Origin of the sequence: Aquincola sp. J276, from assembly GCF_024700035.1 — a bacterium.
GTDB lineage: Bacteria > Pseudomonadota > Gammaproteobacteria > Burkholderiales > Burkholderiaceae_C > Aquincola > Aquincola tertiaricarbonis.
Genome location: NZ_JAJONC010000001.1, coordinates 1,498,223 through 1,510,231 on the forward strand (window position 1 = coordinate 1,498,223; position 12,009 = coordinate 1,510,231).

The 12,009-nt window shown below is 67.2% G+C and carries 7 protein-coding genes and 4 tRNA genes; 1 reads left to right on the plus strand and 10 read right to left on the minus strand.

Features of this window, described 5'->3' with window-relative positions:
- Positions 1–34: 34 nt before the first annotated feature.
- Positions 35–976 carry a LysR family transcriptional regulator gene (locus LRS14_RS06840; protein ID WP_257799050.1) on the plus strand — a complete coding sequence of 314 codons (942 nt, stop codon included), beginning with the start codon at positions 35–37 and terminating at the stop codon, positions 974–976.
- A gap of 68 nt (positions 977–1,044) precedes the next feature.
- Here LRS14_RS06840 and LRS14_RS06845 read toward each other — a convergent pair.
- From LRS14_RS06845 to LRS14_RS06890, 10 genes are all read right to left on the minus strand, one after another.
- Positions 1,045–1,120: transfer RNA gene (locus LRS14_RS06845), tRNA-Gly, on the minus strand.
- Positions 1,121–1,217: 97 nt separating this feature from the next.
- Positions 1,218–1,291: transfer RNA gene (locus LRS14_RS06850), tRNA-Cys, on the minus strand.
- 68 nt (positions 1,292–1,359) lie between these two features.
- Positions 1,360–1,435 (minus strand) — tRNA-Gly (locus LRS14_RS06855).
- An 85-nt stretch (positions 1,436–1,520) separates the two neighbouring features.
- A complete protein-coding gene (gene lon / locus LRS14_RS06860) occupies positions 1,521–3,944 on the minus strand; it encodes an endopeptidase La (RefSeq protein WP_257799051.1) in 2,424 nt (807 codons plus the stop codon).
- A gap of 122 nt (positions 3,945–4,066) precedes the next feature.
- A complete protein-coding gene (gene clpX / locus LRS14_RS06865; protein WP_046112194.1) occupies positions 4,067–5,335 on the minus strand; it encodes an ATP-dependent Clp protease ATP-binding subunit ClpX in 1,269 nt (422 codons plus the stop codon).
- A 132-nt stretch (positions 5,336–5,467) separates the two neighbouring features.
- Positions 5,468–6,076, minus strand: coding sequence for an ATP-dependent Clp endopeptidase proteolytic subunit ClpP (gene clpP / locus LRS14_RS06870; protein WP_046112195.1), 609 nt, complete (start codon positions 6,074–6,076; stop codon positions 5,468–5,470).
- A 138-nt stretch (positions 6,077–6,214) separates the two neighbouring features.
- The gene (gene tig, locus LRS14_RS06875) at positions 6,215–7,522 is read right to left on the minus strand and encodes a trigger factor (RefSeq protein WP_257799052.1); all 1,308 of its coding nucleotides are present in this window, start codon (positions 7,520–7,522) and stop codon (positions 6,215–6,217) included.
- Between the two features lie 26 nt (positions 7,523–7,548).
- A tRNA-Leu gene (locus tag LRS14_RS06880) sits at positions 7,549–7,637 on the minus strand.
- A gap of 68 nt (positions 7,638–7,705) precedes the next feature.
- Positions 7,706–10,846 (minus strand): efflux RND transporter permease subunit, encoded by a 3,141-nt coding sequence (locus LRS14_RS06885; protein WP_046112197.1) that lies wholly within the window; start codon positions 10,844–10,846, stop codon positions 7,706–7,708.
- A gap of 19 nt (positions 10,847–10,865) precedes the next feature.
- Positions 10,866–11,999, minus strand: a complete 1,134-nt coding sequence (locus LRS14_RS06890) for an efflux RND transporter periplasmic adaptor subunit (RefSeq protein ID WP_046112198.1) — start codon at positions 11,997–11,999, stop codon at positions 10,866–10,868.
- Positions 12,000–12,009: the final 10 nt, after the last annotated feature.

The following is a 12,009-nucleotide window of genomic DNA, read 5'->3' on the forward strand; positions in this document are numbered from 1 at the left end:
AGACGCATTGTTCAGTGCGATGAACAATCAGCCGATGACTACGACGTCTCCCGACCAACTCTGGGCTCATGTGCACTGCCTCGGCGCCCTGGCGGAGGCGGGCAGCTACACCGCGGCTGCCGCCAGGCTGCAGGTGAGCAAGGCCGCGGTCAGCCAGCGCATCACCGAACTGGAACGGGCGGCCGGCGTTCCGCTGGTGCAGCGCACCACCCGCAGCGTGCGGCTCACGCCGGCCGGCCAGCAGCTGGTGGACCAGACGCGGGGCGCCTACGAGCAGATCCAGCGCAGCTTCGCCAGCGTGCGCGACCTGGCCGCCACGCCCAGCGGCGTGCTGCGCATTACTGCACCGGTGGCGCTGGGCCGCCAGTACATCGCACCGGCGCTGGCGGGCTTCCACCGCGCGTTTCCGTCCGTCCGCGTGGACCTGGAGCTGTCCGACCGGTTGGTGCCGCTGTCACGCGAAGGCTTCGACCTGGCGGTGCGCCACACCCATACGCCGCCCGACGACCATGTCGCCTGGAAGCTCTGCGACTCCCGCACCCTGCTGGTGGCCAGCGCCGACTACCTGGACCGGCGCGGCCTGCCGGAGCATCCATCGGCGTTGGCCGGACATGACGCTTTGGCCTACCTGCGCCCCGGTCCGTCCATCTGGCAGTTCGAACGGCAGGCGCAGGCGGCTGCGGAGCCCGAGCGCATCGAGGTGACCGTCCATGGCCCGTTCCGCGCCAACAACTCCGAAGTGCTGCGTGACGCGGTGATCGATGGCCTGGGCATCGCGCTGTTGCCGGACTTCAGCGCAGCCGCCGCGCTGGGCTCCGGCCGGCTGCGCGTGGTGCTCCCGGACTGGCGCCCGGTCGGCTTCTTCGGCGACGCCATCCATGCCATCCGCCCTTGGAGCCCGCACACGCCGCGCGCAGTGCACGAGGTGGTGGAATGCCTGCGGCGGGCCCTGGCGCCAGGATTCGCCTTGCCCTGATCCGACGCACGCAAGCCAGACACAAAGCAAACGGGGAAGCCACTGGCTTCCCCGTTTGCATTGCATTCTGGAGCGGGAAACGAGACTCGAACTCGCGACCTCAACCTTGGCAAGGTTGCGCTCTACCAACTGAGCTATTCCCGCATTTCAAAACTGCGCCAGTTTGGTGGCTGGCTAGCCCGCTATTCTAGCCAGGGAATGTTTGCTTCTGCAAGCACTTCAAACCCGGACTGAACAACTTTGGAGGCGCGATCCGGAGTCGAACCGGACTAGACGGATTTGCAATCCGTTGCATAACCGCTTTGCTATCGCGCCACCGCCCGGCAAACCGGGTTCACTCGACAAAAAGGGGAAGCGGCTGCTTCCCTTTTCATTCTGCATGCTGGAGCGGGAAACGAGACTCGAACTCGCGACCTCAACCTTGGCAAGGTTGCGCTCTACCAACTGAGCTATTCCCGCATACGACGCTGACTTGGTGTGTTCAGCGAAGCTCTGCAGTATAGGCAGCCCCAGCGACCGAGGCAAGCCTAATCCCGACTAAAACTCAATGCTTGATGCCCGCGGGCGTCACGCTACCTCCGCCCGCAGCCGGCGCGGCCTTGGTCTCCGGCACCACTTCCTCGTCCGGCAGAGGCTGCGGCGCGCTTTCGAGCGCCACTTCCAGCACGCGGTCGATCCACTTCACCGGCACGATCTCGAGATTGTTCTTCACGTTCTCGGGGATCTCCTGCAGGTCCTTGACGTTCTCCTCCGGGATGATCACCGTCTTGATGCCACCCCGGTGCGCCGCCAGCAGCTTCTCCTTCAAGCCGCCAATGGCCGTCACTTCGCCGCGCAGCGTGATCTCGCCGGTCATGGCCACGTCGGCCTTGACGGGGATGCCCAGCAGCGCCGAGACGAATGCCGTGGTCATCGCGATGCCGGCACTCGGGCCATCCTTCGGCGTGGCGCCATCGGGCACGTGGATGTGCACGTCGCGCTTCTCGAAGAGCTCGTCCTTGATGCCCAGGCGCCGCGAGCGTGACCGGACCACCGAGCGTGCCGCCTCGACCGATTCCTTCATCACGTCACCGAGCGAGCCGGTGCGGATGATGTTGCCCTTGCCGGGCATCACCGCCGCCTCGATGGTCAGCAGGTCGCCGCCCACCTCGGTCCAGGCCAGGCCGGACACCTGCCCCACCTGGTTCTTCTTCTCGGCACGGCCGTAGTCGTACTTGCGCACGCCCAGGAAGTCATGCAGGTTCTCGTCGGTGACGACGACCTTGCCCTCGTACTTCTTCAGCTGGATGCCCTTGACCACCTTGCGGCAGATCTTCGAGATCTCGCGTTCCAGCGAACGCACGCCGGCCTCCCGCGTGTAGTAGCGGATGATGCCGCGCAGCGCGCTCTCGGTGACTTCCATCTCGTCGTCCAGCACGCCGTTGTTCTTGGCCTGCTTGGGCAGCAGGTAGCGCTGGGCGATGTTGAGCTTCTCGTCCTCGGTATAGCCCGACAGGCGGATCACTTCCATCCGGTCCAGCAGCGCCGGCGGGATGTTCATCGAGTTGGACGTCGCCACGAACATCACGTCCGACAAGTCGAAGTCGACCTCGACGTAGTGGTCGCTGAAGGTGTGGTTCTGCTCGGGGTCGAGCACTTCCAGCAGCGCCGAAGACGGATCGCCGCGGAAGTCCATGCCCAGCTTGTCGATCTCGTCGAGCAGGAACAGCGGATTGCGCGTGCCCACCTTGCTCAGGCTCTGCAGCACCTTGCCCGGCATGGAGCCGATGTAGGTGCGGCGGTGGCCGCGGATCTCGGCTTCGTCACGCATGCCGCCCAGCGCCATGCGCACGAACTTGCGGCCGGTGGCGCGCGCCACGCTCTGGCCGAGCGAGGTCTTGCCCACGCCCGGAGGGCCCACCAGGCACAGGATCGGCGCCTTCACCTTGTCGACGCGCTGCTGCACCGCGAGGTATTCCAGGATGCGGTCCTTGACCTTGTCCAGCCCGTAGTGGTCCTCGTTGAGCACCTCCTCGGCGTTCGACAGGTCATGCTTGATCTTGGTCTTCTTGGCCCAGGGCAGGCCGACCAGGGTGTCGATGTAGTTGCGCACGACCGTGGCTTCTGCCGACATCGGCGACATCAGCTTGAGCTTCTTCAGCTCGCTCTCAGCCTTCTTGCGCGCGTCCTTCGGCATCTTGGCCGCGGCGATCTTCTTCTCGAGTTCCTCGAGATCCGCGCCCTCTTCGCCGTCGCCCAGTTCCTTCTGGATGGCCTTGACCTGCTCGTTCAGGTAGTACTCGCGCTGGCTCTTTTCCATCTGGCGCTTGACGCGGCCGCGGATGCGCTTTTCCACCTGCAGGATGTCGACTTCATGCTCGAGCAGTTCCAGCAGCTTTTCCAGCCGCTTGTCGGTCTCGAACAGGTCAAGCACCGACTGCTTGGCCTCGAGCTTGAGCGGCAGGTGCGCGGCGATGGTGTCGGCCAGGCGGCCCGCATCGTCGATCCCGGCGATGGACGTGAGGATCTCGGGCGGGATCTTCTTGTTCAGCTTGACGTACTGGTCGAACTGCTGCGTGACCGCGCGGCGCAGGGCCTCGATCTCGGGCTTGGTGTCAACGGCCGGCTGGATCGGCGACACCTCGGAGACGAAGTGCTCCTCCGTTTCGGTGATCGACAGCGTGTTGGCTCGCTGGGTGCCTTCGACCAACACCTTCACGGTGCCGTCAGGCAGTTTCAGCATCTGCAGGATGCTGGAGACGCAGCCGACGTCGAACATGTCGTCGGCCTTGGGCTCGTCCTTGCCGGCGGCCTTCTGCGCCACCAGCATGATCTGGCGGCCGGCTTCCATGGCGGCTTCCAGCGCCTTGATCGATTTCGGGCGACCCACGAACAGCGGGATCACCATGTGCGGAAACACCACCACGTCGCGCAAGGGCAGCAACGGCAGGGTGATCGGATCCGAGGGCAAAACAGGATGTCCGGACATGTAGAAACCTCTCTTTCCAAGCCGACGTGGGGCCCGAGCGGGGGATTGCAAGGCGGCCCGCCAGGGCCGCATGAGAAGCTTCCAGGAGACCGCCGCCGGCCGCGGTTGCAGGCGGCAGCAACTCAGGCACTCGCCTTGGCCTCGTGGTAGACCAGCAGGGGCTTGGAGCCCTCTTCGATGTTGTGTTCATCGACCACCACCTTGGCCACGCCATCGAGGTTGGGCAGGTCGAACATCGTGTCGATCAGCGCATGTTCCATGATCGAGCGCAGGCCGCGGGCGCCGGTCTTGCGGGCCAGCGCCTTTCGCGAGATGGCCTGGAGCGCCGAAGTGCGGATCTCCAGCTCGACGCCGTCCATGCCGAACAGGCGCTGGTACTGCTTGAGCAGCGCGTTCTTCGGCTCGGTCAGGATCTGCACCAGTGCGTCCTCGGTCAGCTCGCCCAGCGTGGCGACCACCGGCAGGCGGCCGACCAGTTCCGGAATCAGGCCGAACTTGATCAGGTCTTCCGGCTCGGTGGAGCGGAACACCTCCGAGACGCGCTTCTCGGTCTTGGTGTGCACCGTGGCGCCAAAACCGATGCCCGACTTCTCCGTGCGGTTCTGGATGACCTTCTCGAGGCCGTCGAACGCGCCGCCGCAGATGAACAGGATGTTCGTCGTGTCGATCTGCAGGAAATCCTGGTTCGGATGCTTGCGCCCACCCTGCGGCGGCACGCTGGCCATGGTGCCTTCCACCAGCTTCAGCAGCGCCTGCTGCACGCCTTCGCCCGACACGTCGCGCGTGATGCTCGGGTTGTCGGCCTTGCGGCTGATCTTGTCGATCTCGTCGATGTAGACGATGCCGCGCTGGGCGCGCTCGACGTCGTAATTGCAGTTCTGCAGCAGCTTCTGGATGATGTTCTCGACGTCCTCGCCCACGTAGCCGGCTTCGGTCAGCGTGGTGGCGTCGGCGATCACGAAGGGCACGTTCAGCAGCCGCGCCAGGGTCTGCGCCAGCAGCGTCTTGCCCGAGCCGGTGGGGCCGATCAGCAGGATGTTGCTCTTGCTGAGCTCTACCTCATCCTTGCTGCTGGCGCCCATGTGCTTCAGGCGCTTGTAGTGGTTGTAGACGGCCACCGACAGCGTGCGCTTGGCCACTTCCTGGCCGATCACGTACTGGTCGAGGCTGGTCTTGATCTCCGCGGGCGTCGGCAGGTCGGACTTGGCCGCCTTGGCGGTGGCGCCGTCGGCCGGCACCTCGTCACGGATGATGTCGTTGCACAGCTCGATGCACTCGTCGCAGATGAACACCGACGGACCGGCGATGAGCTTCTTCACCTCGTGCTGGCTCTTGCCGCAGAAGGAGCAGTACAGAACCTTTTCGCTCGAAGCGCCTTTTTTCTCGGCCATGGGTATTCAGGTTTCGCAGACGCGAAGGTCAATGCAGGGAATGATAGTCCAACGCCACCGGGGTACCGGCGGGCCGGCAAAGCCCCTGACGGGGCCTCGCAGCTCAGCCGCCCGCCCCGGGTGGCAGGGCTGTTACGGGCGCTTGTCCAGCACCTGGTCGATCAGGCCGTAGGCCTTCGATTCCTCGGGGTCCAGGAAGAAGTCGCGCTCCATGTCGGCGCGGATCTTCTCGATGGACTGGCCGGTGCGGTCGGCGTAGATGCGGTTGAGCTGCTCGCGGGTCTTGAGGATCTCGCGGGCATGGATCTCGATGTCGGTGGCCTGGCCCTGCGCGCCGCCCGACGGCTGGTGGATCATCACGCGGGAGTTCGGCAGCGCGAAGCGCTTGCCCTTGGCGCCGGCCATCAGCAGGAACGAGCCCATGCTGGCGGCGATGCCCATGCACAGCGTGGACACGTCGGGCTTGATGAACTGCATCGTGTCGAAGATCGACAGGCCCGCGCTGACGCTGCCGCCCGGCGAGTTGATGTACAGGTGGATGTCCTTGTCGGGGTTTTCGCTCTCCAGGAACAGCAGCTGCGCCACCACGAGGTTGGCGGTCTGGTCGTTCACCGGGCCGACGAGGAAGATGACCCGTTCGCGCAGCAGGCGGCTGTAGATGTCGTAGGCCCGCTCACCGCGGCCGGATTGTTCGATGACCACGGGCACCATGCCCAGGCCGGTGGTTTCAAGCGCGCTCATGAGTTGTCCTTGCGAATAGGGAGTCTGTACAACATGCGGGTCGATTATGGGCCTGCAAGAGGAGGCCCTAAGAACGGAAAAGGCGCCTGCCTTGCGGCGCGGCGCCTTCCGTTGCGACCTGCGGATCGCACAGGGAGGTCAGGCGGTCATCAGCTCGTCGAAAGGCAGCTGCTTGTCGGTGACCTTGGCGCGGCCGAGCACGAAGTCGGTCACGTTGTTCTCGATCACCACGGCTTCCACCTCGGCCATGCGCTGGCGGTCGCTCAGGTACCAGCGCACCACCTCGGCCGGCTTCTCGTAGCTCTGGCTCATCTCTTCGATGTGGGCCTGCAGCTGCTCGGGCTTGGCCTGCAGGTTGTTGGCACGCACCAGCTCGGCCACCACCAGGCCCAGGCGCACGCGCTTTTCGGCCTGGGCGGTGAACAGTTCGGCCGGGATCGGCGCCTTGTCGGCGTCCTTGACGCCGCGCTGCTTCAGGTCGGCGCGGGCCGACTCGACCATGCGCTCGGTCTCGGTCTTGACCAGCGCCTGCGGCACGTCCAGCTGGGCCACCGACACCAGTGCGTCCATCACGGAGGCCTTGTTGCGGGCCAGCACGCGGAACTTGACCTCGCGCTCCAGGTTCTTCTTGATGTCGGCGCGCAGCGCTTCCACCGTGCCGTCGGCGATGCCGAGCGACTGGGCGAAGGCGGCGTCGATTTCCGGCAGCACCTGCGATTCGATCTTGGTCATCGTGACCAGGAAGTCGGCTTCCTTGCCGGCGACGTCCTTGCCCTGGTAGTCCTCGGGGAACTGCAGCGGGAAGGTCTTGCTTTCGCCGGCCTTCATGCCGCGCACGGCCTTGTCGAACTGCTCCAGCATCTGGCCTTCGCCGACGATGAACTGGAAGGCCTCGGCCTTGCCGCCGGCGAAGGGCTCGCCGTCGATCTTGCCTTCGAAGTCGATGGTCACGCGGTCGCCTTCCTCGGCGGCGGCGTCGGCCGGGCGCTGGGCGAAGGTGCGGCGCTGCTTGCGCAGGATGTCGACGGTCTTGTCGATGGCGGCGTCGGTCACCTCGGACGACACGCGCTCCACCTCGGCGCCGGCCAGGTCGCCGATGACCACTTCCGGATACACCTCGAAGGTGGCGTCGAAGGCAAAGGAGCCCTCGGGCGCCTCGTCCTTCTGCGTGATGCTGGGCATGCCGGCCACGCGCAGCTTGGCTTCGTTGGCGGCGGTGTTGAAGGCCTCGCCGACCTTGTCGTTCACCACCTCGTACTGCACCGAGTAGCCGTAGCGCTGCGTCACCACGCTCATCGGCACCCTGCCGGGGCGGAAGCCGTCGGCCTTGACGGTGCGAGCCAGCTTCTTCAGCCGCGTCGACACTTCGCCGGCGATGACATCGGCCGGCAGCGTCAGCGTGATCCGGCGTTGCAGTTTCTCGAGGGTTTCAACCGTGACCGTCATTTGTCCGACTCTCTTGTTGCGTACTGTGGTGCGCGGGGGGGGGGACTCGAACCCCCACACCATTGCTGGCGTCAGGACCTAAACCTGGTGCGTCTACCAATTTCGCCACCCGCGCTGGAAGTGGAAAGAAGGGGCTGCTTCCGGGCGGAAGCGCCCCTTCGCTGTTTTTGTGAACCGCGGATTCTAACCAGCCTGCGCGGGCTCACGTTTCACACGGAACCATGCCGCGTACATCGCCGGCAGCGCCAGCAGCGTGAGCGCGGTGGCCACGATCAGCCCGCCCATGATGGCCACCGCCATCGGACCCCAGAACACGCTGCGCGACAGGGGGATCATCGCCAGCACCGCGGCCGCGGCCGTCAGCACGATGGGGCGGAAGCGGCGCACCGCCGACTCCACCACCGCCGTCCAGGTGGGCACGCCGCGGGCGCGGTCGTGCTCGATCTGGTCGATCAGGATGACCGAGTTGCGCATGATCATGCCCATCAGCGCGATCACGCCCAGCAGCGCGACGAAGCCGAACGGCCGGTTCAGCAGCAGCAGCGCGCCGGCCACGCCGGCGATGCCCAGCGGCCCGGTGAGGAACACCAGCACCGAGCGGCTGAAGCTCTGCAGCTGCAGCATCAGCAGGGTGAAGATGATGAACAGCATCAGCGGCACGCCGGCGGCGATGGAGCCCTGGCCCTTGCTGCTTTCCTCCACCGCGCCGGCGATCTCGATGGTGTAGCCCGGCGGCATGCGCTGGCGCAGTTCATTGAGCTGCGGCCACAGCTCGGCGGTGACGGTCGGGCCCTGCAGGCCTTCGGCCACGTCGCCCTGCACGGTGACGGCGAACTGCCGCCCCTCGCGCCAGATCACGCCCGGCTCCCAGTCGAAGCGGATGCTGGCGATCTGCGTCAGCGGGATGACGCGGCCGGTGGCGGTGGGCACGTAGCCGTTGGCCAGCGACGTGACGGCGGCGCGCTCGTCGGCCGGCTGGCGCAGCAGGATGTCGATCAGCCGGTCGCCTTCGCGGTACTGGCCCACCGGCGTGCCGGACAGCAGCGTGCGTGACGCCTGGGCGATGCCCTGGCTGGTGACGCCCAGCGCGCGCGCCTTGTCCTGGTCGATCTCCAGCCGCAGCACCTTGACCGACTCGTTCCAGTTGTCGTTGACACCGCGCATGTTGGGGCTGGCGCGCAGGATGGCCAGCGCCTGGTCGGCCCACTGGCGCACCTGGGTCACGTCGTCGCCCATCACCCGGAACTGCACCGGATACGGCACCGGCGGGCCGTTGGGCAGCAGCTTCACGCGGCCGCGGACGTCCGGGAATTCGGCGGCGAGGATGGCCGGCAGCGCCTTGCGCAGGTGCTCGCGGGTTTCCAGGTCCTTGGGCAGCACGATGGCCTGCGAGACGTTGGCCTGCGGGAAGATCTGGTCCAGCGGCAGGTAGAAGCGCGGCAGGCCCGAGCCCACCCAGAGGGTGACGCTCTCGACGCCGGGCTCCTTCATCATCCGGGCCTCGAAGCGCTTGGCCACCTCGTTGCTGTGCTGGATGGTGCTGCCTTCAGGCAACCACAGGTCCACCAGCACCTCGGGGCGGCTGGAATCGGGGAAGAACTGCTGCTGCACCTTGCCCATGCCCACGATGCCCAGCGCGAAGGTGAGCACCGTCAGGCCGATGGTGATCCAGCGGTGGTGCACGCACCAGTCCACCAGGCGGCGGAAGCGCATGTAGAACGGCGAATCGAACAGCTCGTGCACCTCGCCGCCCTGCACCCGGCTGTGGGTGTGCAGCAGGCGGGCGCCCAGGTAGGGCACGAAGTACACCGAAACAACCCAGGAGATGACCAGCGCCGCGGTGGTGACGGCGAAGATGGCGAAGGTGTATTCGCCGGTCATCGACTTGGCCAGGCCGATGGGCAGGAAGCCGGCCGCGGTGATCAGCGTGCCGGTGAGCATCGGCATGGCCGTCACCTCGTAGGCGTAGGTGGCGGCATGCAGCTTGTCGAAGCCCTCCTCCAGCTTGCGCACCATCATCTCGACCGCAATGATGGCGTCGTCCACCAGCAGGCCCAGCGCGATGATCAGCGAGCCCAGCGAGATCTTGTGCAGGCCGATGCCCCAATAGAACATCGTCACGAAGGTGATGGCCAGCACCAGCGGAATGGTGATGCCCACCACCAGCCCCGGCCACACGTCGATGCGCAGCGGCCGGGTGTGCAGGCCCAGGCTGATGAAGCTCACCGCCAGCACCACCACCACCGCCTCCACCAGCACCTTGACGAACTCGCCCACCGAGCGCGAGACGGCCGAAGGCTGGTCCTGCACCTGCGACAGCTCCAGCCCGGCGGGCAGCGTGCGGCGCACAGTGTCGGCGCGGGCGCGCAGCTGCTTGCCCAGCTCGATGATGTCGCCGCCCTTGGCCATCGAGATGCCCAGCGCCACCACCTGGCGGCCCTGGTGGCGCACCATGGTGGAAGGCGGGTCGGCGTAGTCGCGGCGGATCTCGGCGATGTCGCCCAGGCGCAGCGTGCTGCCGGCGCCGGTGGCCGGGTTGGTGCCGCGGATGGGGAACTGGCGCAGCTCCTCCACCGAATTGAAGGCGCCGCCGATGCGCACCTGCAGGTTGTCGGTGCCGGCGTTGAGCACGCCGGCGCCTTCCACCGCGTTCTGCGCGCCGAGCTGGCCGATCACCTGGTTGAAGTCCAGCCCCAGCTGCGCCAGGCGGCGGGCCGAGATCTCGATGAACAGCTTTTCGGGCTGCACGCCGAACAGCTCCACCTTGGCCACGTAGGGCACCTTCAGCAGCTCCTGGCGCACGGCCTCGGCCTGCACCCGCAGCTCCTCGTCGCTGAAGCCGTCGGCCGACAGCGCGTAGATGGTGCCGTAGACGTCGCCGAACTCGTCGTTGAAGAAGGGGCCGATCACGCCCGCCGGCAGCGTGGCGCGCATGTCGCCGATCTTCTTGCGCACCTGGTACCAGGTGCCCGAGACCTCCTTGGGCGGCGTGCTTTCCTGCAGCTGGAAGATGGTCAGCGATTCGCCGGGCTTGGTGTAGCTGCGGATCTTGTCGGCATGCGGCACCTCCTGCAGCGCCTTTTCGATCTTGTCGGTGACCTGGTCGGCCACCTGCTGCGCGGTGGCGCCGGGCCAGTAGGCCTGCACCACCATCGCACGGAAGGTGAAGGGCGGGTCCTCGTCCTGGCCGAGCTGGAAGTACGCGGCCACGCCGAGCACCATCAGCACGATCATCAGGTAGCGGGTGAGCGCCGGATGCTCCAGCGCCCAGCGCGAGACATTGAAGCGCGAAGGCTCGACGGCCAGCGGAGTCGGGTCGGTCATGGGGGGCGGCTCCGGTGGCTCAGCGTGCGGCGGAAGCGGCCGGTGCGGCCGGCGGCGGCACCGGCGCGCCCGGCTCGGCATACAGCGTGACCTTCTGCCCCGGTGTCAGCACATGCACGCCGGCCGTCACCACCCGCTGGCCCGGCTGCAGGCCGCCGGCGATCACCACGTCCTTGCCGTCGGCACCGCCCACCTGCACCGGCTGCGCACGCACCGTCATCGTGCCCGGCTCCACCACCCACACGGTGGAGCGGCCCTGCTCCTCGAACACGGCCGACAGCGGCAGCTTCGTCACGCCCTCCACCCGCGGCAGCGCGATGGAGGCGGTGGCGGTCTGGCCCAGCCGCACGCCGGTGCTGCCCACGTCGGCCTTGACCAGGAAGGTGCGCGTCACCGGATCGGCGGCGGCCGCCACCTCCCGCACGGTGGCGGGAATGGGCTTGCCTTCCTGGCCCCACAGCGACACCTGCACCGCGCCGGCCTTGCCCATCAGCGCCCGCATGCCGTTGAGCCGGTCTTCCGGCACGCTGAACACCACGTCGCGCGGGCCGTCGTGGGCCAGGCGCAGTACCGGCGTGCCGGCGGCCACCACCGTGCCGGGCTCCGCATCCACCGAGGTGATGACGCCGGGCGCGTCGGCCAGCAGCGCGGTGTACGCCCGCTGGTTGCCCTGCACGCCGGCCTGCGCCCGCGCCTGCTCCAGCTGCGCCTGGGCCGCCTGGGTGGCGGTCTCGCGGCGTTCCAGCTCGGCGCCGCTGATGAAGCCCTGGGCCTTCAGCTCGCGATAGCGCTTGAGGTCGGCGGCAGCCAGGTCGTAGTTCACCTGCGCGGCGCGCACCGCGGCCTGGGCGGCGGCTTCGCCCAGGCGCAGGTCCTGCGGGTCCAGCTGGGCCAGCAGCTGGCCGCGCTTGACGGTGTCGCCCAGGTCCACCGGGCGGCGGGTGATCTTGCCCGGCACCTGGAAGGACAGCCGCGATTCGGTGCGCGCCCGCACCTCCGCCGCGTAATCGACGCTGCCGCCCGCGCTGCCCGCGGCAATCACCGTGGTGCGCACGGCGCGGATGGGCTCGGCTTCCGGCTCGGGCCGCGAACAAGCGGCCAGCAGGGCCAGCGACAGCGCGCCAGCGGCGACGGAAAGGAGGTGAAGGCGCATCGAAACGTGT